The sequence below is a fragment of the Vibrio penaeicida genome (assembly GCF_002933855.1).
In the GTDB taxonomy this organism is placed as follows: Bacteria; Pseudomonadota; Gammaproteobacteria; order Enterobacterales; family Vibrionaceae; genus Vibrio; species Vibrio penaeicida_A.
The window spans coordinates 50,142-72,528 of the sequence record NZ_BFAQ01000050.1; the positions used below are offsets into that span (position 1 = coordinate 50,142).

Sequence of the window (22,387 nt, forward strand, 5' to 3'; positions counted from 1 at the left end):
AGTATGCCAATTCACCATCCTAGTGAATTGACATCTCAATGTCGTGGTAAAGCGCCATGCCACTCTCACCACATTCATCATAAACGTTGTGTAATCTTAAATAAGCAGTATGAACCCCCATTTTATGCAACGCGCTTTTCACCAATTCCAATGAATCAAAATGCAACGGCTCTTTCTTGCCTCGGATAGGCTCCAACTTGTGCTTATATTCTACCGCAAGCAAGTAACTGGATAGATTTGCACAACTAATGACATAGATTTTGGGCTCTTTTCCCTGTTCGATATGCTTTGCATGCAACCAATGATTGAGCTGTTCTCTTTGCATAATTCTCTTCCCTGAATAGTCGAATATCCATGCACTCTTTGCTGGTCATCCATAAAGCATAGACAAGAATCGACTTAATGTTGAACAAATCATTAACAGTTTTTACTTGACCGCATCCATAACAATCAGTTTATAGTGAAGAAAAAATGAGGAATGTATATGCAATTAAAGAAGTTACCGCATTCAACTCTTGAGATCAGTCCGCTGTGTTTAGGTACCATGACATTCGGTGAACAAAACACCGAGTCAGAGGCTTTTTCTCAACTTGATTATGCCTTAGAAAGAGGCATTAACTTTATCGATACCGCAGAAATGTACCCCGTTCCTCCTAAATCTGATACACAAGGTAGAACAGAAGAATACATAGGAAACTGGATCCAAAAGTCGGGCAAGCGAGAAAAAGTGGTGCTCGCAACCAAAGTTGCGGGTCCACGTGGCGTCCCTTATATCCGTGAAGACATGGCTCTCGATTGGCGTAATATCCACCGAGCCGTCGACGAGAGTTTAAATCGCCTACAAACAGAATATGTCGACCTCTACCAAATCCATTGGCCGCAGCGACAAACGAATTGTTTTGGACAGCTAAATTACCCCTACCCAGATGACCAAAATGACACCCCCATCCTTGAGACTTTAGAAGCCTTGGCTGATGTGGTAAAACAAGGGAAAGTTCGTTACATCGGTCTATCCAATGAAACGCCCTGGGGAGTAATGAGTTATTTAAGGCTGGCAGAGAAACACGACTTGCCAAGAGCCGTCACAATTCAAAATCCATACAACCTATTAAATCGTACTTTTGAGGTCGGACTCTCTGAAATCGCTCACAATGAAGGTGTTGAATTACTCGCGTATTCACCTCTTGCGTTTGGTGCGTTAAGCGGAAAATACCTGAATAATGCTAAACCTCAAGGTGCACGATGCACGCTTTACGAACGTTTCGTTCGCTACTTTACTCCAAACGGAGTGAAGGCAACGGAAGCGTACGTAAAACTAGCGCAAGAACACGGGTTAGATCCTGCTCAAATGGCGTTGGCATTTGTGAACCAGCGTCCATTCGTTGCATCCAACATTATTGGTGCAACCACGATGGAACAGTTGAAGAGTAATATCGACAGTTTAGAAGTAAATCTGTCAGAAGAGTTGCTAACGTCTCTGCAAGAGATTGGAGTGCAATACTCCAATCCTTGCCCCTGATTAACAGGTAACATTTAGATTTTAGGGGCTAAGTACTAAGAGAATAAGTACTTAGCCCCTTTTGCTACGTTGGAATTCGCGTTCGTAATAATCGTCGAAGGTGACGAACACGGCGTTCCGCGGTGGCTGATGGTTGCTCATTTGCACCAATTTGACGACCCTCAGGGTCAAGACCAATATCTTGAAGCAAATGTGAATTGTGCCATGGAATGTTGTGCTGAGCCCTTTTCACTCTGCGCTTCCACGCACGATCTTCACGGTTAATATCAGCTTTTACTAAAAATGTGGCCAGTTGGATGTAAATAGAGTGACGCATAACTTTTTCTCCAGAAAATAAATATATAGGCTGGAAAAAGCGGTCAAAAAACAGGGTAAGATATTTATAGACTGTCCCAGTCAGACCGCTTCTCCGCGGCCCAAATGGTCACGGATTAATTAACGTTTTTAGGTGTAGACGTACCATGGGTATCCATGGCAAGACCTAGATCATTGGCGACACGATCATGCTGTGCGATAAAAATGTTTAGCATTTTGTGCCTCCTACTGTTAACTAATCCGAAAATGAAATGATAAATCGTGACTTGCTGTCACGGTTAAATTCTAACCCCAAGAGGATATATTTCAAGCGCATATTCACACAGTTTATAAAAAAAGCCTATTCATCTGTATGCAACTTAACTGAAGCTTGAGTAGCAGAATATATTGTGAGCTATGAGTTATATATCAGAACAAAAATTCATATAACATCTTCATTAAAAGACGATAAAAATACGGTTTGCCACTTAAGTATCGATTTAACCTGCTATTACTCACCTGCTTAGGTGTGTTAGCCAATTCTCATTAGCAAATAAAAAAACGCCCACTTAAAAATAAGTGAGCGTTTTGCAAAAGCAGTCATACTGATTGATGTCAGAATTATGCTCTGGTTTCCGATATGAGATTGTGCTTATTCAAAAGGCGGTACATGGTAGCGCGAGAAACACCCAGCTCTTTAGCTGCGGGAGTCACTTGACCATCATGCGATTCTAATACAAGTACTAGCGCATCGCGTTCTGAACGTTCACGAATACTTCGCAAACTTCTCTGATTATCGGCACGTTTTGGTAAATCCAGTTGAGACTCTTCAATAACGACTGAATCTGACATCAACACAACGCGTTTTATTTGATTCATTAACTCTCGAACATTTCCAGGCCAATGGTGCTGAGTTAATGCTCTTATTGCTTGGTCAGAGAAGCTTCTCGCTTGTGCGTTGTACTCACGTGAGTATACGTTCAAGTAGTGATTTGCTAGTACAGCAATGTCACCTGAGCGCTCCTTCAAGCTAGGAACATTAATCCTTAACACATTAAGGCGATGATAAAGTTCTTCGTTGAAGTCATCATCTAGCAGGGCTTTTTCCATATCAGAATGGTTAGCAACCAAAATTCTGACATCCACTTCTTTCGCCCCTTCTTTTGTTTCGACTTTTCCTTCCTGTAAATAGAACAGCAAATGCTGTTGCTGAGATAATGGCATGTTCAAAATGTCGTTGAATAAGATGGTACCTCCATCGGCTTGTTCTAACAGTGGCGCTTCTCCCCAGTCGTCGCCTCTGTCGATGCCGAATATGTCCATCTCCATTCTCTGCTCTGATATCGCTCCACAGTTCACACTAAAAAATGGACCTTTAGAACGTGCCGATGTGGTATGTATCGCTTGAGCGACTTTTTCTTTACCCGATCCTGATTCCCCAAAAATCAAAATGCTGACATCGGTAGGTCCGATTCTCCGAACCTGATCTCGCAGACGTTTTATAGGCATTGACTCCCCAATCATACCCATATCACTGGTTTGACCATAGCTCGGCCAAACTTTCTTCTCCAGTTTCAGCATTCCAAGTTGGTGGCCAATTGTATTGAGAAGTTGTGCGTCTGGTATGGGCGCAGTAAAAAAATCAATACAAAAGTTTACTATGAACTGACATATGGTATCAGAGCTCAATTGAGACTCCCTGATAAATGCCAGCCAACGAACCTGCTTGTGGCTGCTGACTAAATTTGCCAGACCGTTGAGACTGAACTCATCCTGGCTTAAATCAACAATCCCAATGCAAGGACCAATCTCTGAGAACAATGTTTGTGCTTCACGAAGGTCATCACATCGCTGGCAACGCCAACCTACCTGCTCTAATACTGCAAGCCAAGGTTCGTATGTGCCTCCAACAACAACAAGTGAACCCGGTACAGAATCCATTCGGAATTGAGTACCCATTAATACTTCCTTAATCAATCTATATTGTTGTTACGATCTTCATCGTGGTTTTAAGGTGCGTGACGATTTAAAAACGATTTACATATGAATTAATCTTGCGACAATAAAACGTCTCATAGTTAAGACATAGTATAATTTGTTAAACAGTCAAGCAGGAACAGACTAACCAATAACCGTTGTCAATAGTGAGACACATAAAGATAAAGTGAAAAGATCGCTCATTTTGCAGAGCAAAATCACATATTTATAAAATTTCAGCGCTCAAATTAAGATCAAAAAAGCCACCCGAAGGTGGCTTTAATTTTGAGACATAAAATTTTTACTGCTGTGGTCGCATCGCTGGGAATAAAATTACATCACGAATGGTATGCGTGTTTGTGAATAGCATCGCCAATCGGTCTATACCAATTCCCTGACCTGCTGTCGGCGGCAAACCGTGTTCAAGTGCAGTAATGTAATCCGCATCGTAATACATTGCTTCATCATCACCCGCATCTTTTGCGTCAACCTGCGCCTTAAATCGAGCGTCTTGATCTTCTGCATCATTCAATTCTGAGAAGCCATTCGCCACTTCTCGACCACCGATAAAGAACTCGAAACGGTCTGTAAAGAACGGGTTGTCATCGCTACGACGAGCCAATGGAGAAATGTCCGCTGGGTAACCTGTAATGAATGTAGGCTGGATGAGTTGAGGCTCAGCCGTTTCACCAAAGATTTCTTCAAGCAACTGACCACAAGTCCAGAACGTTTCCACTTCGACGTAAACCGATTTCGCAATCGCAACCATCTTTTCACGATCTTGAAGGTCTTCTTCTGTTAGCGCTTGAATGTCTGCATGCTCTGGGTTGTAGTGCTTGATAGCCTCAAACATACTCATACGAGCGTACTGACCACCAAACTCGACTGTCTCATCACCATAAGGCATAGACGTTGAGCCAAGAACATCAAGCGCAACCGTGCTGAGCATCTCTTCCGTTAGATCCATTAAATCTTTGTAGTCAGAGTACGCTTGGTAGAATTCCATCATGGTGAATTCTGGGTTGTGACGAGGCGACAAACCTTCGTTACGGAAATTACGGTTGATTTCGAATACGCGATCAAACCCTCCAACAACCAAACGCTTTAGGTAAAGCTCTGGTGCAACACGCAAGTACATGTCAATGTCTAGCGCATTGTGGTGAGTAATGAACGGGCGAGCCGTAGCACCGCCTGGGATCACGTGCATCATTGGCGTTTCAACTTCTAGGTAGCCTTTGCCGCTCATGAAGTTACGGATTGATGACACCAACTTAGAACGAACGATAAACGCTTGGCGAGAATCTTCATTTACGATGAGATCGACATAGCGCTGACGGTAACGCATTTCTTGGTCTGTCAAGCCATGGAATTTCTCAGGAAGAGGGCGCAATGCTTTGGTCAGCAATTCGTACTCTTCCATATTTACGTATAAGTCACCTTTACCAGACTTGTGCAACGCACCTGTTACACCGATGATGTCACCGATGTCTAAGCCTTGGTATTTCTCTTTGAGTTCTTTTTGAACCGGCTTTGCCGCGTAAGCCTGAATGCGACCAGATGTTTCCTGAATCACAAGGAAAGGACCACGCTTAGCCATGATTCGGCCAGCAATAGAAACAGTATGATTCAGCTCTTCCAGTTCTTCTTTGCTCTTTTCACCGAACGTCTTCTGAAGGTCGCCAGCCAAGCTGTCACGACGGAAGTCGTTTGGGTGACCGTTCGCATCACAGTTCTTGCGAATTTCATCCAATTTCGCACGACGCTCTGCGATCAGCTTGTTCTCTTCTTGCGAATGGGCTTCTTGTTGGGTTTCGTTTTGAACAGCATCAGTCATTTTCGATGTATCCTGTCGATTGTCGGTGAAAGCTTATAAACCTGATTTCAGGCTGGCTTCGATAAATTTGTCTAGATCGCCGTCTAGAACCGCTTGTGTATTGCGATTCTCGACGCCGGTGCGTAAATCTTTAATGCGTGAATCATCCAAAACGTAAGAACGGATTTGGCTTCCCCAGCCGATATCCGATTTCGCGTCTTCATTGGCTTGCTTTTCCGCATTTTGCTTTTGTAATTCAAGCTCGAATAGCTTCGCACGAAGCTGTTTCATTGCCTGATCTTTGTTCTTATGCTGAGAACGATCGTTCTGGCACTGCACCACAGTATTGGTTGGAAGGTGAGTAATACGCACCGCTGATTCCGTGGTGTTGACGTGCTGTCCACCCGCACCCGACGCACGATAAACATCAATACGAAGGTCCGAAGGGTTCACATCAATGTCGATGTTTTCATCAATCTCTGGGTAAATAAACGCAGACGCAAAGGATGTATGGCGACGACCACCTGAGTCAAATGGCGATTTTCGAACCAAACGATGAACACCCGTTTCTGTGCGAAGCCAGCCGTAAGCGTATTCACCAGAAATACGAACCGTGGCCGATTTCAAGCCCGCGACATCACCTTCAGACACTTCAATCACTTCTGCTTTAAAGCCTTTTGATTCGGCCCAGCGCAAATACATGCGTAGCATCATGTTGGTCCAGTCTTGTGCTTCTGTACCACCAGAGCCCGCTTGCAAATCGATGTAGCAGTCTGAAGAGTCGTGATCGCCTGCAAACATGCGGCGGAATTCGAGTTTCCCAAGTTTGAGTTCAAGTTCAACCAACTCTGGGTCGATTTCATCGAACGTTTCTTGATCTTCTTCTTCGATCGCTAGCTCTAGAAGACCATCTACGTCTTCTACGCCTTGATCAAGCAAGTCGATAGTTTCAACGACCGCTTCAAGAGAAGCTCGCTCTTTACCTAGTGCTTGTGCACGTTCAGGTTCATTCCATACATCAGGTTGTTCTAGTTCTGCGTTAACCTCTTCTAGACGCTCTTTCTTAGCGTCATAGTCAAAGGTACCCCCTCAGGACATTCGTGCGCTCTGTCACGTCCTGTAGGCGGTTTTTAATGGGATTGATTTCAAACATGTTTGCTCAACATTTTAGCGTAGAATTTAACCGAAGAATTCTACTCAAAAATGTGACAGAGATACAGAAAAAGTTGAGTAATTTTTGCTTAGGAATAGAGGAAACCCGCCACTCTTAATCGGCAGCGGGACTGACTTAAAGGCTATATGAATGTCGAGGTTATTTCGCTTCAATGTGATCAATCATGAGCTGTAAGGACTGGTTGCCTCTAAACTCATTAATATCAAGTTTGTACGCCAAACGCACCGTTTTTACCGATGCATCTGGCCATCGACGTAAATCCACGTTAAAGGCAATACCATCAATCATAATGTTGGTCGGGTGCCCTTTGTGTAAAGGCTCTAACATCAACTTTAAGTGTTTTTCACCCACCAGCTTTTGGTGCATTACTTTGAATTCACCATCAAATAAGGGCTCTGGAAAGGCTTGTCCCCATGGCCCTGCCGAGCGCAATGTTTCCGCAACGTGCATGGAAAACTCTTCTGGCTGTAATTCGCCATCCGATAACAAAATGCCCTTTAAAGAGGCTTCATCTATGTCATTACGAACGGCTTCATCAAATAACTGACTGAACTTTTCAAAATCAGATTCTTTGATTGTCAAACCTGCCGCCATGGCATGCCCACCAAACTTGGCAATCAAGCTCGGGTTTTGAGTATCGATCTTATCCAGCGTATCACGCATATGTAGCCCGGGAATGGAGCGACAAGAGCCTTTAATATTTCCTTCTCCACCATCGGCAAACGCGATGACTGGACGATGAAATTTTTCTTTAATGCGCGAAGCCAAAATGCCAATAACACCTTGGTGCCAGTCTCGTTGAAACAAGACCAAACCGTAAGGCAGCTCTGCATTTTCACCAAACTGTAGCCGCTCACAAAAGGCCATGGCTTCTTGCTTCATGCCCTCTTCAATCTCTTTTCGAGTTTGATTCAAGCCATCGAGTTCACTGGCCATGCGTCTTGCCGCGTGGATATTGTTACTCATCAATAGCTCGACACCGAATGACATGTCATCAAGCCGACCCGCTGCGTTAATTCGAGGACCTAACGCAAAGCCAAAATCGGACGCAACTAAACGTCGCGCATCACGCTTCGCCACTTCAATCAACGCTTGAATGCCGGGGCGTGCTTTACCAGCACGAATACGCTGTAACCCTTGGTGAACCAAGATTCGATTATTTTCATCCAGAGGAACTACATCCGCAACGGTGCCCAAAGCAACCAAATCAATAAGTTCCATTAACTTTGGTTCTTGCATACCTTGTGAGGCAAACCAATTGATCTTTCGCATATGCACGCACAGCGCCATCATCATATAAAATGCGACGCCCACACCTGCCAATGATTTTGATGGGAATTCACAGCTTTCAAGGTTAGGGTTCACTATGGCATCAGCATTTGGCAATTCATGACCCGGCAAATGGTGATCGGTAACAATGACCGTAATCCCTTTTTCTTTGGCATAACGAACGCCATCAATTGACGAAACGCCGTTATCCACCGTCATGATCACTTCTACGCCAAGTTCAATTGCTTGATCAACCACTTCAGGGCTTAACCCATATCCATCTTCAAACCGGTTAGGGACCAGGTAATCAACGTTATGGCTGCCTAGCATTCTCAACGCCAAAACAGACAAAGCAGAGCTGGTTGCGCCATCAGCATCAAAATCACCAACAACAATAATTCGTTTTTTCTGCTGAATTGATTCAAACAAAAGTTCAACGGCTTGCGAAATCCCACCTAACAACTGATAGGAGTGTAATGCCTTCGCAGTGGTATCAAGCTGAACGAGTGATTGAATACCTCGCGCTGCGTAAATTCTCTGAAGCAGAGGCGAAATAGAGTCGGGAAGGGAATGCGGTGTATCTTGTGGGCGTCTTTGAATTTCGATCATATATTTGAATTTCAATCAGAGAGAACGTTTGCCTGAGGTTTCCCTCAGGCATCCGTTTAGTATTAGTTAAGTCTTTCCAACTGAGCAGTAAGGTCATCTGGTGATAAGTAACCACCAATCACACTGCCGTTGCTGGTAACGATAGCTGGTGTACCACGTACACCCATTTTAGAGCCTAAATCACGATGTGCGGCGATTGTGCTTAAACACTCTTCCTTTTCTCTGACTTTTTGGCTGAAGCTGCGCTGAAGTTTCATTTCATCCATAGCCGCTTTCTGATCGACAGAACACCAGATTTGCGACATTTGCTGACCGACTTGGCTTTGTACGCCTGCTCTAGGGTAAGCCATGTAACGAACCGTAATCCCTTTCTCATTGTATTCTTGCATCTGACGGTGCAATTTTAGGCAGTAGCCGCAATCAATATCGGTAAATACGGTTACAACGTGTTTCTCTTCTTTGGCTTTGTATTCGATCCAGCTAGAAGAGAAATCGCCAATTTTGTCGGCGTAACGCTTAGCAATCACATCGGTAAAGTTGCCTTTGTCGTCTAGGGCATAAATTTTACCTTGGATAAAGTAGTCGCCTTTCTGTGTAGACAAAAATAGCCCTTGATTGGTTTCTACTTCATAAAGACCCGCGATGTCGCTGTCTGTTACGCTACTGACTGCCAAGCCCAATTTACTGAATCGCTCTGTAATGGTGCTGACATCCGCATCGGCTGCGAAAAGAGAAAAAGAAGCCAGCGCGCCAGCTGCTACTACACCAAGTTTGCGCAAAAATTGCATGATTTCACCTTAAAAAATAGTCATATACGAACTACGCCCTTGGGTGGTGTTGTTCGTGAATCTGTTTCAGTCGCTCGGTTGCGACGTGAGTATAAATTTGCGTGGTTGATAAGTCACTATGTCCTAACAACATTTGCACCACTCTCAAATCTGCACCGTAATTCAGTAAATGCGTTGCAAATGCATGGCGAAGTACGTGTGGTGATAATGCGTCAGAGTCAATATCTGCCAACGCTGCGTAAAACTTTATTCGATGCCAAAAGGTTTGCCTTGTCATCTGTCGTGCACGTTTACTCGGGAACACAACGTCAGACGATTTTTCGCCTAAAATGGTTGGACGTCCTTGTTCTAAAAAGGTTTCAATCCAATCGATGGCATTTTCTCCCATTGGAACTAATCGCTCTTTTCCACCCTTACCCATTACACGAACAACACCCTGACGTAAGCTGACATTTTCCATCGTCAGGCTCACCAGTTCAGTTACTCGTAGCCCAGTCGCATACAAGAGCTCAAGCATGGCTTTGTCGCGCAATTCTATCGGGTCATTTGGGTCTGGTGCGTTGAGTAACGCTTCAACCTGCTCTTCACTCAAGTCTTTCGGGAGACGTTGTGGCAATTTAGGGCTAACTAACAAGGCACTAGGGTCATCTGCCCTTACTTTCTCTCGGTGAAGATATTGAAACAAACGGCGTATAGCCGAAAGCATTCTCGCTCGAGAGGTTTGCTTAAAGCCTTGATCCATTAACCAAGATTGATAATCTTGTAGCCCTGAAACGCTGATAAAATCCAAACGGAAATTAGATTCAGCCATCCAATTCAATAATTTAAAAAGATCGTTTCGGTAGGAAGCGAGCGTGTTCTCAGATAGCCCTCTTTCCATCCACATTGCATCTAAAAACTGCTCTATCAAATAGCTATCGGGATGACTTACTTGCGTCATTCTTATCTCTCTTTCTACTTATATCAGTCACAGACTATGTGACACGCGAAAATAATACTATTAAATTCCTCTCATTAAGTATAAATCCTGCAATTCCTTCTCATTTCCCGTTAGAATCTGCCATCTCTACAATCAACAATCACAGATCATGAAAATCGGACTTTTTTACGGCTCTACAACTTTTTACACTGAAATGGCAGCAGAGAAGATTCGCGCCATCATTGGTGAAGACTTAGTGGATATATTTAATGTAAAAGACACACCACTATCATTAATGAACGACTATGATCTGTTAGTGCTTGGAATTTCCACGTGGGATTTCGGTGAAATTCAAGAGGATTGGAGTGCTGTATGGGAGCACATCGATGGCGTGTCGCTAAAAGGCAAACACGTCGCGTTATTCGGCTTAGGCGATCAAGAAGGTTATGGCGAGTGGTTTCTCGATGCGATGGGACTTCTTCATGACGAATTGAAAAAAACGGGCGCTCAGTTCATCGGTTACTGGAAAAATGAAGGCTATGAGTTCGAAGCATCGAAAGCATTGACAGAAGACAAGTCACATTTTGTAGGGTTGGCTTTGGATGAAGACTCCCAATACGAACTGAGTGATGCTCGAATTGAAACGTGGTGTGAACAGATTCTAGTGGAATACCACGACGCGTTATAAAACTTTCGGTATCCGAATTCCAAACTTCAGTGCCAAATCGGCACTAAACATGTATCGGTCGGGTAATGAATCAAAAAGGGGCTGATGAATATCAGCCCCTTATCATTTTTACGAACAACCCAACGATAATTTACGCTGTTTCTTCCGTCAGTGACTTGCGAGATGTTCCAATAAAGAACATACAGATAATGGCTGCAAACGTCGGCATTAACCACGCCATTCCCACCTCAAACAGCGGCAGCATATTAAACGCATTCACATTGATACCCGCCACTTTTGCTGCATCCAGCAATGCGAATACAAACGCAACCAAGACCACAATGCGATACGCCACTTCTGGGTTTGGTAGACGGTTACGAACAAACGCAAGTGCCACCAATGCAATGGCGACAGGGTAGAGTGCAAACAATACAGGAACCGACAATGCAATCAGCTGGCTCAAACCTACGTTAGCCACGACAGCACATGCAACGCCAATGATCACAACCCACGCCTTGTAGCTCACTGAAGTAACCGAACTAAAGTAATCTGAACAGGCTGAAATCAAGCCAATCGCTGTCGTCAAACACGCCAATAATACGATAACCGATAGCACCGTTTGACCTGATGCACCAAACAGAGCTTGAACATACAAGCTTAAGATAACACCACCGTTATCAGAACCCGCTGCAACGGTACCGCTGGTCGATCCTAAATAGAATAAAGACACGTAAACAAACGCCAAACCGACAGCAGCAATCACCGCCGCGCTGATCAAGTACTTCGTTGTTGGACGCGATTCAGTAATCCCCTTACTACGAAGTGCATCGACAATCAGAATTCCGAACATCAACGCACCAAACGTATCCATGGTGTTGTAGCCTTCAAGGAAACCCGTGATCAACGGCTGACTCACATAGTCACCTTGAGCGGCAGACTGTACACCTTGAGGATCAACAAAAACGGACACTGCAAGAGTGATCAGACCGATAAACAAAACAGGGGTAAGTACCTTTCCGATCGTATCGATCAGCTTGCCTTGAGACCAAGCAAAGAACATTGCTACAGCAAAAAACAATACCGAGAAAGTCGTCAGGTGCAGCTGTTGTGCATCGGCAAAAAATGGCTTCACTGCCATCTCATAAGCAACCAAACCAGTACGTGGAGCGGCAAATGCAGGACCAATGATGATAAAGATAAGCACCACAATTAATGTTGCTGCTTGTTTAGGCAAATGCTTGGATAAGTGTTCCCAAGACCCACCAGCAACTGCAATAGCAATAATGGTAATCAAAGGTAGACCTACCGCAGTAAACAGGAATCCAGACATCGCTGGAATTAAGTTTTCGCCGGCCAATTGACCCGCTAGAGGAGGGAAAATAATGTTACCCGCTCCTAAAAAGAACGCAAAGAGCATGAAACCCAAAGCGATCACATCAGTTGATTTTAGTTTCTGACTCACTGAAAACCCTTATAATAATCTTGTGTTTGCAAATACTATGAAATTTTATTCTATAAATAAGGGGCGAATAATGAACAAAAGAGAGGTCAGAAACAAGAGTGTGATAAAAAACACAATAATAATTCGACTTTCATATCTTTTTGCAGATATAAACACTATTAAATACAAAATAATTAGACCATATAACCATTTAAATTAATTATCCTTCTATTAACAAGAATTTAATATAATCCCTTTTTGATACACCTCTTAATCGCGTTAACCCTTTAAGTGAAAAGCAAAGTATGCGTACCAAAACCAAAGATTTTCAATTTAAACAATTCTCTATTTCCGGTGGTCACAGCGGTATGCCAGTGAGCACTGATGGCGTCATGCTTGGGGCATGGACCATGATTCCGAAAAGTGGATGTATATTGGACATCGGTACTGGAACTGGCTTGCTTTCTCTAATGTGCGCGCAGCGCTCTGCAAGCCGCCTAGAAATTGTGGCTATCGAGCTTGAAGAAAATGCATCCAAAGCCGCGGCATATAACTTCAGTGAAAGCTCTTGGCACTCACGTTTAACGCTCATCCATGATGACGTACTCAGTCACACCTTTTCGCGTATGTTTGATGCCATCATCTGTAATCCTCCCTATTTCAATAATGGACAACAAGCAGGCGATGGTCCTAGGGCTGATGCACGTCATACGAATACTCTGAGTCACGAACGCTTACTGAGTAAATGCCACTCCTTACTCGCCAATCATGGCAACGCAAGTTTTATCTTGCCATCAGTTGAAGGAGAAGAGTTCATCGCGCTTGCTTTGAAATCTGGCTGGTGTTTACTATCTCGCTGCGATATCCAAACCACAGAACACAAAGCCCCCACCCGAATGATGTTTAGTTTGGTTAAGCAGCCTTGCATAACGGAGCGTTCGACTTTGATCATCAATCAAAATGATCAATACAGCTCTGATTTTGTTGCGCTAACTCAAGACTTTTACTTGAAGATGTAAAAAGCTCATCAGAAAATACATTTTATCTAAACGCCGATGAGTATATAATTCGCGCCCAATTATTTATTCGCACGCTTGTGGAGACCCACTGTGATCAGAACTTTTGCTGAACTCGATTTAGATCCAAATTTGCTGGAGGCCATTGAAGAGATGGGGTATGAACGCCCAACTCAAATTCAGGCTGAAGCCATTCCACAAGCACTAGACGGTCGCGATATTTTAGCTTCTGCGCCTACTGGTACAGGTAAAACAGCCGCATTTGTCATTCCTGCGCTGCAATACCTACAAGACTTTCCGCGTCGTAAAGCCGGCCCAGCGCGAATTTTGATCCTGACTCCTACTCGCGAATTGGCAATGCAGGTTGCAGATCAAGCTAGAGCATTGGCGAAAAATACGAATTTAAAGATCTTCACCATCACGGGTGGTGTTCAGTACCAAGAACATGCCGACATCCTTTCCACTACTCAAGATATTGTTGTTGCGACACCAGGTCGTTTAATGGAATACATTGAAGCGGAACGTTTTGACTGTCGTGCTATTGAATGGTTGATATTGGATGAAGCCGACCGCATGCTGGACATGGGTTTTGGCCCGACTGTTGATCGTTTGTCTTCAGAGTGTCGCTGGCGTAAACAATCCATGCTGTTTTCCGCGACCTTAGAGGGGCGTGGAGTTGAAGGCTTTACTGCCGATCTACTCAAAGAGCCAGCAGAACTGGATGCCGAACCTTCACGTCGCGAGCGCAAAAAAATTACTCAGTGGTATCACCGTGCCGATACCATGGATCACAAATTAGCTCTCCTTAAGCACATCATAACAGAGCAAGCAGAGCGCTCCATTGTCTTTCTTAAAACGCGCGATCGTCTTGCCGAGTTACGTGCACACTTAGAAAGCGCGCAGATAAATTGCGCTTGGATCCAAGGTGAAATGCCACAAGATCGCCGCAACAATGCCATTCGCCGTTTCCGTGACGGTGAAGTTAATGTGCTTCTAGCTACTGACGTTGCGGCCCGCGGTATCGATTTACCCGATGTTTCTCATGTTATTAACTTCGACATGCCGCGAACTGCTGACGTATACCTTCACCGCATTGGGCGAACCGCTCGTGCTGGCAAAAAAGGAAATGCTCTCTCTATTGTTGAAGCACACGATCAACCTATGCTAGATCGCGTTGCTCGCTATACAAAAGAAGACATCAAAGAACGCTTTGTTGAAGGCTTGAGACCTCAGCATAAAAAGCCGACTTTTAAGAAGAAGAACAAAAAGAAAGTGGCAAAGAAAGCAGAAAAGAAAAAATCAGGTGTTAAAAAGAAAAAGTAATACTATCAACGAACTGCACTACATCAAAAAGAGGTCGCGATGAGCGACCTCTTTTTGTTTTCGAATAGAAAGAAATACTAGTCTAATCGCCCAAAGGCTGCCTGTCGCCACCACCACGATGCGAATCCAACGCAACTTTTAATCGACGAAGGCGATCACGAGAACGGCGTTTATGGCTGACGGCTAACTCCATAGAAAGCACATCCACCAGTGCCAACATGGCGTAGCGAGAAGCTGAAGGTTTGTATATAAAATCCGTTTCCTGCGTAACAATAGGCAAAATGATATCGCAGACTTTCGACAGTGGGCTTCCACTGCTCGTGATTCCAATAACCTTCACTCCATATTGCTTGGCGGTCTCAGCCACCTCAATAATCGCTGGCGTATACCCTGTCACCGACATCACTATCAACAAGTCATTACTATCAGCAGTCGCGGCAACCATCCGTGCGAGCAATCCATCATTGTAAGCAGTCACAGGGTATCCAAGGCGAAACAACCGATGTTGGAACTCTTGTGCGACCATAGTAGAACCGCCCCCCATCCCTATTGCTAATGTCTGACGGGCTCCATGGATCCACTCAGCACATTGGCGGATATCCTCTTCATTGATCACTTTGCGGTTCATATCCATTGTATGCTTTATGGATTCATAAACACCTTGCATACCAGTCTGATCAATAGGTTCATCAATAAAACGTTGCCCAACAGCTAAAGACTGCGCCAGTTTAATTTTCAAATCGCGCACATTACGACATTCGACGGCTTTGGCAAACCGTGTAATGGTCGCTTCACTCACGTTGGCTTGTTGTGCCATCTCGGTAATACTGGCATTCGCCGCTGACGATAGATCATCAGCAATGTAATTGGCGACTTTCTTTTCAGCGTCTCGTAGGCTGGAATAACGTTCGCTGATTTTAGAAAGAATATCGATATCCACAGACACGTAACGTTCTCACTTTTATTGATTGCTCAGGATCGTTGATCCTAACATTTTATTAGTTAGATATTTTCTAACAGAATTAAACATCTTGCCATACTCTACCGATGTTCAATGAGCGCTAGATCACTAAATAGCCTTACTCGAACTATCAGAATTGTTACATTCCCAAAAAGCAAAAATCACACACTAAATCCAGCTTTATTCATAATAATTAATGAATTAGAAATCTCCCCAACAAGCTGATCAATTTTTAACTTGTGATACCAATCAAATAAAGAGACTAAATGTATGCTTTGTTACTTTTTTGAGTTCATGACTAATCCTGCTCATTTATCGACCGAAAAACAACGAATTACAACGTGATAGTTTCAACACCACAGATCAAAGAATTGATTATAAATCATTTATTTTCATACACTTAAATCACAACAACCATCAATGTTAGAAACTATCATAAATGTGATCTTTTTATCAGTTATAAACAATCATCGTCGCTACATTAACTTTCGAGCAAATCAAGAACTCTACTTGCAGATCGAAAGGAGTCGTCATGCAGAAGTCTGTCATTTCAAGCATCAAACATAAGCTCAATAAAGCCAACCAATTCGCTGTGGGCATTCTTACCCTATTGCTCATATTGGACGTGTGGATTGGGGTGCTTGATCGCTACGTTTTCCAATGGCAATTGGTTTGGGTTGAAGAGCTGGCACGTTACATCATGATTTGGGCAATCTTAATGGCAGTTCCTTGTTGTACTGCAGGGCGAGAACATATGGGCTTGGAATTTGTGGTTCGTCGATTCCCTGAACATGTGAGAATTCTTATTCATCGAGTATTGGGGCTTTTAACCTGCGCATTCTTTTTCTATATCGCTTATCTCGGCTACTTCTTTGCTATGAAAGGAGCCAATCAACTCTCAACTGTTTTCTCTCTTCCCATGTCATACGCCTATGCAGCGGTCCCCGTCACCTTTTTCCTCTCAGGCTTCCAAGCGTTACTCGTGTGGTTAGAGGATTGCTTAGGCACTGACAATACGCCGAATGGCACTTCCGCTCAGGAGGAGAAAGCATGTTAGTTGGTGGGTTGTTTCTTTTATTGATGTTACTTGGCGCTCCGATAGCCATCGCATTAGGTGTAGCAGGTATAAGCGGAATGTTTGATGTTGGCGGTGCACACTTTGCTTCATTAGCACCCAGCAAAATTTTTAACGGCTTAAACATTTTCCCTTTCCTTGCGATGCCGTTTTTCATTCTTGCTGGTGAAATCATGAATTTTACAGGTATCACCAATCGGCTGGTGTATTTAGCAGAAGCCCTTGTTGGACATTTTCGTGGTGGGCTTGCTCACTCCAATATGGTTGCGTCCGTATTCTTTTCAGGAATCACCGGAAGCGCCACCGCTGATGCCGCGGCGTTTGGTCGAACTCTTGTGCCAGCTATGGAAAAGCAAGGCTATAGCCGATCGTATGCTTGCGCCGTTACGGCGGCGGGTTCCATCATAGGTCCGACAATTCCCCCATCCGGTTTAATGGTGGTGTATGGATCGCTTATGGGGGTGTCCATTGGTGGCTTATTTGCTACAGGTATATTGCCAGGGTTATTGGTGTGCTTAGTCTGCATGGCCATCATTGCCGCTATGGGAAAACGCAAAAATTTACCCCAAATGAGCGAGAAAGCATCGCTGAAAGAAGTGCTTGTTCATTTTAGACAGTCTTCGCTCGCGCTGCTTATGCCGCTGATCATTTTGGGTGGTATCGTATTTGGTATTGTCACGCCAACAGAAGCGGCATCCATAGCCGTGGCTTACGCAATGATCATCGGTTTCTTCGTCTATCGAAATCTGACGTTTCCTGCACTGTTTCAAATGGTGATCCGCACTGCACAGATTTCGGCAGTGATTTACCTCATCATTGGGTCGGCATCCATTCTTGGTTGGTGGCTGAGTTTCAATCAAATCCCCCAGATGATTGCCGATTTCTTTATCTCGCTGTCCGACAACCCTCACATCATCTTGTTCTTGATCATCAGCTTGCTTTTAGTGGTGGGAATGCTGATGGATATTAACGTTATGTTGATCATCCTCGCGCCTATTTTGGTGCCACTCACCGCGGAAATAGGGATGCACCCTCTTCATGCTGGCATCGTGTTTGTGTTGGCTCTCAATATATCGCTGATGACACCGCCAATAGGAGCCTGTTTATTCGTGCTTTCTTCCGTTACCGGTGCTCGCATTGAAGGAATAGCCAAAGAGCTAATGCCTTTCTTAATTGGACAGCTGCTATTGCTGTTCACTATCGCTTACTTCCCAGACTTGGTGCTGTTTATACCAAGGCTGCTTGGGTATTGATCCGATACACGATCAACCTACAAAAAAAACAACCTGCTACAAAAACAACACATTAAAGGAGTAATGATGAAACATTTGTCGAAAACTTTCCTTGCTGCAACGCTGGCCGTCAGTATGGTTGCTGCACCTTACGCCATGGCTACAAAGGTATTGCGAATTGGTCACGATAATAAAGCTGACATTATGGAAAACCCAGCACACGCATTTACTGGTGTGTTTAAAAACATTGTCGAAACTGCATCAAATGGCGAAATAAAAGTTCAAGTATTCCCGAGCAATCAATTAGGTAGCGCGAAGGAACACATACAGATGGTCAAGGATGGGCAGCTTCAAGGAACACTCTCATCCGTTGGCGCATTGGCAGGATATTATCCACGTATTGGTGTTTTGGATGTTCCATTTGCTTTTAACAACAATGCCGCAACGTATGACGTGCTTGATGGTCCTTTTGGCAAAGCACTCGCGTCCGATATTGAATCAGAAATAAAAGATGTACGAGTACTTGGTTTTCCAGATACAGGCGGCTTTTTCTCTGTCACCAACTCGAAACGCGCCTTGACCTCTTTGGATGATTTTAAAGGGCTGCGCATTCGAACAATGACGTTGCCGACTCACCAAAAAATCATTCAATCTTTAGGGGCGCAGGCCTACCCTCTTTCTTGGGGAGAAGTGTATTCATCTTTACAAACTGGCGTAATAGATGGGCAAATGAACCCCATTCCAACCGTGTCATTCGCAAAATTCAATGAAGTACAAAAGTACCTGACCTTAACGAATCACCTATTCGCACCGTACACCTTTATGATCAATCGCGATTTCTTTGATGGCTTGTCTGCCAATGAACAAAAAATCGTGCGCGATGCCGTGCAAATTGCATTAAGCGCTAACCGAGGGTTGTCTCGACTAATAGAAGCATCAGAAGATCGTGGTTTGGAAGGTCTGAAGAAAAAAATGAAAGTGAACTCTTTAACCGATGAACAACGCCAGAAAATGCGCGATGTTACTCAACCAACAATCAAAGCATACATTAAAGAGACACATGGCAAGAAAGGAGAAGAATTGCTGAACCTATTCTTAAAAGAAGTGGATTCTGCTAACCAATCGGCTTACCTTCAGTAATCTAACCTGTGCATATTAAGTTTTTACCAAAGCTTAATATGCACTTGATTTTATATTGATCGCATTTCTTTTTACCACTTCCAGTAATTTACTGTGAAGTCGTCTCAGTATCCTCACAATGGCAATAATCAAAAGATTTTAAATCAAAGCTGTTGGAGGTAATTTTTGAAAACATTGAAAACCCTACTTATCACCGCACTGGTTAGCATTAGCTTTTCCAGCCTAGCCACACCAGAACTGACTTTTCTAAGTGCCAAACAGTCAGCAAAAGAACTTGGAAAAAATGATGCATTCATGCGCCGTCTGAGCCAGTTTGATATGGAAGCGCGCATGAAAACCGAAGACCACATCATTAAGCCGGAGTTTCGCCGTTTCGTGCGAGCAAATACGCTCGATTGGACAGCGGAGGACAAAGCCAAGGTACAAGATGTCTACACCAATTTACAAAAGGAGTTATCGAAATACCCCTTGGATTTGCCAGAAGAAATCAAAATGATTTTAACGACGGGAAAAGAAGAAGGCACAGCGGCGTATACCCGTGGGAAAGCCATTATTTTGCAGCGCAACAAACTCGAACTTGGTATCGAGCTAAAACGCATCATGGCTCATGAAATTTTCCATATCTATACTCGCCTAAATTCTGCGAAAAAGGACGAGCTTTACCAAAGCATCGGATTTCAACATGTTGGCGAAATTGAATTTCCTGATGATTTGGAAGACAGAAAAATCACTAACCCTGATGCGCCCGTAAACGACTATGCCATTAAAGTTGGGTTGAACAACGGACAAGTATGGGCAATGCCAATCTTGTATTCGGTTTCTGAAAAATACGATCTGAAAAAAGGCGGCGAGTTCTTCAATTATCTGCAATTCAAATTTTTAGTGGTGGCAGACAAAAATGGAGAATGGACATACGACGATGATGAACCCGTGATAGTTGATCGCGCTAAGCTAACAGGCTTTTTTGAACAAGTCGGCACCAACACCAACTACATTATTCACCCTGAAGAAATCTTGGCGGATAACTTTGCGCTGCTGATGTTGCGCTCACCTGTGGTGAATTCACCAGAAGTGATTGAACGCATGAAGGCGATTTTAAGCCAGTAGCTTGCGCTAAAAGAAGCTGATAAAGCTATCATTCTGAAATAGAAATCAACAAAGCCGCTACCAATAAGCGGCTTTGCTTTTTCGTTGATTCCAAATAATCTGGCTATTTGACCAAAGGCAGAGCTTGCTGGTCAATATCGAAAAGATGGCAATACTGCTCTCTAAGTTCGATATGCAGAATCTGCCCATTATCCAGTTTGTGCGATACCGCTTCTTCACCATCCAACATCAGACTCAGCTTTTCTATATCACCTGAGTAGCAATGAACGTAAGAAACCGCCCCTAAATATTCAGCCACATTAATCGTCATTGGCACAATACAACGCCCTTCTTCTACCGCCTCTTTTACAACCAAATGTTCAGGACGAATACCCAATGTGATTTTATCGCCAGACGCTAAATGAGCACCATTTCTTGGTAAAGTCAGGCGATAACGATCTGCAATGCTGACTGTCGTTTGCGTCTCACTGGATTCCAGTACAGTAACAGGGATGAAGTTCATTTTCGGAGAACCGATGAACCCAGCAACAAACTGGTTTTTAGGATGATAATAAAGCTCAAGCGGCGGCCCTACTTGCTCTACGCTGCCATCACGAAGCACCACAATCTTGTCGGCTAGTGTCATTGCTTCAACCTGATCGTGGGTAACATAAACCATGCTGGTTGCTAGAGTACGGTGCAGCTCGGCAATTTGAATCCGCATATCTACTCTAAGTTCAGCATCTAGGTTAGAAAGAGGCTCATCAAATAAAAACAACTTAGGGTTGCGCACAATCGCACGCCCAATCGCTACCCTTTGACGCTGGCCGCCCGAAAGCTCTTTAGGTAAGCGGTCAAACAATTGGTCGAGCTTTAGCATTTTCCCTGCGTGATTCACTTTCTTGGTGATCTCTTCCTTAGGGCGTTTATCTATCGAGAGGGCAAAGGACATATTCTCTCGTACCGTCATTTGCGGATACAGCGCATAGGATTGGAACACCATAGCAATTTCACGATCCGCAGGTGCTTCATCGGTAACGTCCCTGTCATCGATGAATATCTCGCCGGAAGTCGGTTCTTCCAGCCCTGAAATCATACGGAGTAAGGTCGATTTACCACAGCCTGAAGGCCCCACAAAAGTCACAAATTCTTTGTCATTGATTTCAAGGTCGATGCCTTTAAGAACATCCACTTTGCCATAAGATTTCTTGATGTTTTTTAGTACTACGTGAGCCATGGTTATTCCTTAATTCCACCTTGAGTCAGACCTTGAATAAAGGCTTTGGATGCCAGCAAAAATGCGATAAGTGTTGGTGCCATCATGATGATCAACCCTGCAAACATCATGTGCCACTGAATGGCAAATTCATTTTGAAACTCTTGCAAGCCAAGCGTTAACGGATACAAGTCCCTGTCTTGCAAAAACAAAAGAGGGAAGATGTACTCATTCCACGCACTCACAAACGACAGCAATGCTACCGTCGCAATCGCAGGCTTAACCAATGGCAACACAATGCGCCAGTAGATTTGGAAAGGCAAAGCGCCATCCACCCGCGCCGCTTGTTCTATTTCAGGCGACAAGTTTTTGAAGAATGTACTGAGTATGAAAACCGCGACAGGCATCATGCTTGCGGCCTGAACCAAAATAATACCGAGTAAAGAGTTTAAAAGATCCAGACTTTGCACTACGACAAACAACGGTGCCATAGCCAAACGTAGAGGGACGATAACACCCAGCATAAACAGAATAAAAATCAGCCTATTGCCTTTGAATTGTACTCGCGCCAGTACAAAGGCCACCATGGTACTGAATGCAACCGCAAGCACGACCGTACCTAAACTGATGATCAATGAGTTTAAAAAGTAGCTGCTGAAATTCGCTTGCTCCCAAGCGCTGAGATAGTTTTCAAAATGCCATTCTTGTGGCATGCCAAATGGCGAGCGGATCACCTGCCCTAGATTTCCTTTCACCGAGTTAATGAAAGCCAAGCCAAAGGGAAGTGCGACGATCAGAGCCCAAGTCAGCAATAAAAACTGAACCACCACCTGCTCTAAAGGTTTGAGTTTGAATATACGTTCCATGA

Annotated in this window: 20 protein-coding genes; 8 read left to right on the forward strand and 12 right to left on the reverse strand. The window is 44.0% G+C overall.

Going from position 1 to position 22,387, the window contains the following annotated elements; genetic code table 11:
- Positions 1-19: 19 nt before the first annotated feature.
- Entirely contained in the window at positions 20-325 is a 306-nt protein-coding gene (locus VPNCDNU1_RS25225; protein WP_104402932.1) for a DUF6482 family protein, read from the reverse strand.
- A gap of 159 nt (positions 326-484) precedes the next feature.
- Here VPNCDNU1_RS25225 and VPNCDNU1_RS25230 point away from each other — a divergent pair, with 159 nt between their 5' ends.
- Complete coding sequence (locus tag VPNCDNU1_RS25230; protein WP_104402933.1) at positions 485-1,519, forward strand: NADP(H)-dependent aldo-keto reductase; 1,035 nt, start codon at positions 485-487, stop codon at positions 1,517-1,519.
- 64 nt (positions 1,520-1,583) lie between these two features.
- Here VPNCDNU1_RS25230 and VPNCDNU1_RS25235 read toward each other — a convergent pair whose 3' ends face one another.
- The 7 genes from VPNCDNU1_RS25235 to xerD form a co-directional block, all read right to left on the reverse strand.
- Positions 1,584-1,835 (reverse strand): DUF1127 domain-containing protein, encoded by a 252-nt coding sequence (locus tag VPNCDNU1_RS25235; RefSeq protein WP_104402934.1) that lies wholly within the window; start codon positions 1,833-1,835, stop codon positions 1,584-1,586.
- A gap of 599 nt (positions 1,836-2,434) precedes the next feature.
- A complete protein-coding gene (gene vpsR, locus VPNCDNU1_RS25240) occupies positions 2,435-3,772 on the reverse strand; it encodes a cyclic-di-GMP-binding transcriptional regulator VpsR (RefSeq protein ID WP_104402935.1) in 1,338 nt (445 codons plus the stop codon).
- A 319-nt stretch (positions 3,773-4,091) separates the two neighbouring features.
- Complete coding sequence (lysS, locus tag VPNCDNU1_RS25245) at positions 4,092-5,624, reverse strand: lysine--tRNA ligase (RefSeq protein WP_104402936.1); 1,533 nt, start codon at positions 5,622-5,624, stop codon at positions 4,092-4,094.
- A gap of 33 nt (positions 5,625-5,657) precedes the next feature.
- A protein-coding gene (gene prfB, locus VPNCDNU1_RS25250; RefSeq protein ID WP_101112350.1) for a peptide chain release factor 2 occupies positions 5,658-6,756 on the reverse strand; the annotation gives its coding sequence in 2 pieces (ribosomal slippage) (positions 5,658-6,680 and positions 6,682-6,756; 1,098 coding nt in all).
- Between the two features lie 159 nt (positions 6,757-6,915).
- Entirely contained in the window at positions 6,916-8,655 is a 1,740-nt protein-coding gene (gene recJ, locus VPNCDNU1_RS25255) for a single-stranded-DNA-specific exonuclease RecJ (RefSeq protein ID WP_104402937.1), read from the reverse strand.
- 62 nt (positions 8,656-8,717) lie between these two features.
- On the reverse strand, positions 8,718-9,443 hold the full coding sequence (dsbC, locus tag VPNCDNU1_RS25260; RefSeq protein WP_104402938.1) for a bifunctional protein-disulfide isomerase/oxidoreductase DsbC: 726 nt from the start codon (positions 9,441-9,443) through the stop codon (positions 8,718-8,720).
- Between the two features lie 31 nt (positions 9,444-9,474).
- Positions 9,475-10,383, reverse strand: coding sequence for a site-specific tyrosine recombinase XerD (gene xerD / locus VPNCDNU1_RS25265; protein WP_104402939.1), 909 nt, complete (start codon positions 10,381-10,383; stop codon positions 9,475-9,477).
- Between the two features lie 148 nt (positions 10,384-10,531).
- Between xerD and fldB the strand changes: the two genes are divergently transcribed.
- Complete coding sequence (gene fldB / locus VPNCDNU1_RS25270; RefSeq protein WP_104402940.1) at positions 10,532-11,050, forward strand: flavodoxin FldB; 519 nt, start codon at positions 10,532-10,534, stop codon at positions 11,048-11,050.
- A 130-nt stretch (positions 11,051-11,180) separates the two neighbouring features.
- Here the strand turns inward: fldB and brnQ are convergent, their stop codons facing one another.
- Positions 11,181-12,491, reverse strand: a complete 1,311-nt coding sequence (gene brnQ / locus VPNCDNU1_RS25275) for a branched-chain amino acid transport system II carrier protein (protein ID WP_104402941.1) — start codon at positions 12,489-12,491, stop codon at positions 11,181-11,183.
- 284 nt (positions 12,492-12,775) lie between these two features.
- Here brnQ and VPNCDNU1_RS25280 point away from each other — a divergent pair, with 284 nt between their 5' ends.
- Positions 12,776-13,489: a tRNA1(Val) (adenine(37)-N6)-methyltransferase gene (locus VPNCDNU1_RS25280; protein WP_104402942.1), complete on the forward strand. Its 714-nt coding sequence runs from the start codon at positions 12,776-12,778 to the stop codon at positions 13,487-13,489.
- Between the two features lie 90 nt (positions 13,490-13,579).
- A complete protein-coding gene (gene srmB, locus VPNCDNU1_RS25285) occupies positions 13,580-14,809 on the forward strand; it encodes an ATP-dependent RNA helicase SrmB (RefSeq protein WP_104402943.1) in 1,230 nt (409 codons plus the stop codon).
- Positions 14,810-14,891: 82 nt separating this feature from the next.
- On the opposite strand, the gene VPNCDNU1_RS25290 is transcribed toward srmB, so the two are convergent.
- Entirely contained in the window at positions 14,892-15,755 is an 864-nt protein-coding gene (locus tag VPNCDNU1_RS25290; RefSeq protein ID WP_104402944.1) for a MurR/RpiR family transcriptional regulator, read from the reverse strand.
- Positions 15,756-16,302: 547 nt separating this feature from the next.
- On the opposite strand from VPNCDNU1_RS25290, the gene VPNCDNU1_RS25295 reads away from it, so the two are divergent.
- The 4 genes from VPNCDNU1_RS25295 (at position 16,303) to VPNCDNU1_RS25310 (ending at position 20,324) form a co-directional block, all read left to right on the forward strand.
- Entirely contained in the window at positions 16,303-16,827 is a 525-nt protein-coding gene (locus VPNCDNU1_RS25295; RefSeq protein ID WP_104402945.1) for a TRAP transporter small permease, read from the forward strand.
- The gene (locus VPNCDNU1_RS25300) at positions 16,821-18,098 is read left to right on the forward strand and encodes a TRAP transporter large permease (RefSeq protein WP_104402946.1); all 1,278 of its coding nucleotides are present in this window, start codon (positions 16,821-16,823) and stop codon (positions 18,096-18,098) included. The genes VPNCDNU1_RS25295 and VPNCDNU1_RS25300 overlap by 7 nt, the downstream gene beginning before the upstream one ends.
- A 66-nt stretch (positions 18,099-18,164) precedes the next feature.
- A complete protein-coding gene (locus VPNCDNU1_RS25305) occupies positions 18,165-19,217 on the forward strand; it encodes a TRAP transporter substrate-binding protein (protein ID WP_104402947.1) in 1,053 nt (350 codons plus the stop codon).
- Positions 19,218-19,382: 165 nt separating this feature from the next.
- Complete coding sequence (locus VPNCDNU1_RS25310; protein ID WP_104402948.1) at positions 19,383-20,324, forward strand: hypothetical protein; 942 nt, start codon at positions 19,383-19,385, stop codon at positions 20,322-20,324.
- Between the two features lie 103 nt (positions 20,325-20,427).
- Here the strand turns inward: VPNCDNU1_RS25310 and VPNCDNU1_RS25315 are convergent, their stop codons facing one another.
- Complete coding sequence (locus VPNCDNU1_RS25315) at positions 20,428-21,540, reverse strand: ABC transporter ATP-binding protein (protein ID WP_104402949.1); 1,113 nt, start codon at positions 21,538-21,540, stop codon at positions 20,428-20,430.
- 2 nt (positions 21,541-21,542) lie between these two features.
- Positions 21,543-22,385: a carbohydrate ABC transporter permease gene (locus tag VPNCDNU1_RS25320; RefSeq protein ID WP_101112364.1), complete on the reverse strand. Its 843-nt coding sequence runs from the start codon at positions 22,383-22,385 to the stop codon at positions 21,543-21,545.
- Between the last annotated feature and the right edge of the window lie 2 nt (positions 22,386-22,387).

What these genes read in the sequence shown, in the direction of transcription:
- lysS (WP_104402936.1), bottom strand. Translation starts at nt 5,624, where the DNA reads ATGACTGATGCTGTTCAAAACGAAACCCAACAAGAAGCCCATTCGCAA.
- VPNCDNU1_RS25320 (WP_101112364.1), bottom strand. Translation starts at nt 22,385, where the DNA reads ATGGAACGTATATTCAAACTCAAACCTTTAGAGCAGGTGGTGGTTCAG.
- VPNCDNU1_RS25235 (WP_104402934.1), bottom strand. Translation starts at nt 1,835, where the DNA reads ATGCGTCACTCTATTTACATCCAACTGGCCACATTTTTAGTAAAAGCT.
- VPNCDNU1_RS25300 (WP_104402946.1), top strand. Translation starts at nt 16,821, where the DNA reads ATGTTAGTTGGTGGGTTGTTTCTTTTATTGATGTTACTTGGCGCTCCG.
- vpsR (WP_104402935.1), bottom strand. Translation starts at nt 3,772, where the DNA reads ATGGGTACTCAATTCCGAATGGATTCTGTACCGGGTTCACTTGTTGTT.
- VPNCDNU1_RS25225 (WP_104402932.1), bottom strand. Translation starts at nt 325, where the DNA reads ATGCAAAGAGAACAGCTCAATCATTGGTTGCATGCAAAGCATATCGAA.
- VPNCDNU1_RS25295 (WP_104402945.1), top strand. Translation starts at nt 16,303, where the DNA reads ATGCAGAAGTCTGTCATTTCAAGCATCAAACATAAGCTCAATAAAGCC.
- recJ (WP_104402937.1), bottom strand. Translation starts at nt 8,655, where the DNA reads ATGATCGAAATTCAAAGACGCCCACAAGATACACCGCATTCCCTTCCC.
- VPNCDNU1_RS25230 (WP_104402933.1), top strand. Translation starts at nt 485, where the DNA reads ATGCAATTAAAGAAGTTACCGCATTCAACTCTTGAGATCAGTCCGCTG.
- fldB (WP_104402940.1), top strand. Translation starts at nt 10,532, where the DNA reads ATGAAAATCGGACTTTTTTACGGCTCTACAACTTTTTACACTGAAATG.
- VPNCDNU1_RS25305 (WP_104402947.1), top strand. Translation starts at nt 18,165, where the DNA reads ATGAAACATTTGTCGAAAACTTTCCTTGCTGCAACGCTGGCCGTCAGT.
- xerD (WP_104402939.1), bottom strand. Translation starts at nt 10,383, where the DNA reads ATGACGCAAGTAAGTCATCCCGATAGCTATTTGATAGAGCAGTTTTTA.
- dsbC (WP_104402938.1), bottom strand. Translation starts at nt 9,443, where the DNA reads ATGCAATTTTTGCGCAAACTTGGTGTAGTAGCAGCTGGCGCGCTGGCT.
- VPNCDNU1_RS25280 (WP_104402942.1), top strand. Translation starts at nt 12,776, where the DNA reads ATGCGTACCAAAACCAAAGATTTTCAATTTAAACAATTCTCTATTTCC.
- VPNCDNU1_RS25315 (WP_104402949.1), bottom strand. Translation starts at nt 21,540, where the DNA reads ATGGCTCACGTAGTACTAAAAAACATCAAGAAATCTTATGGCAAAGTG.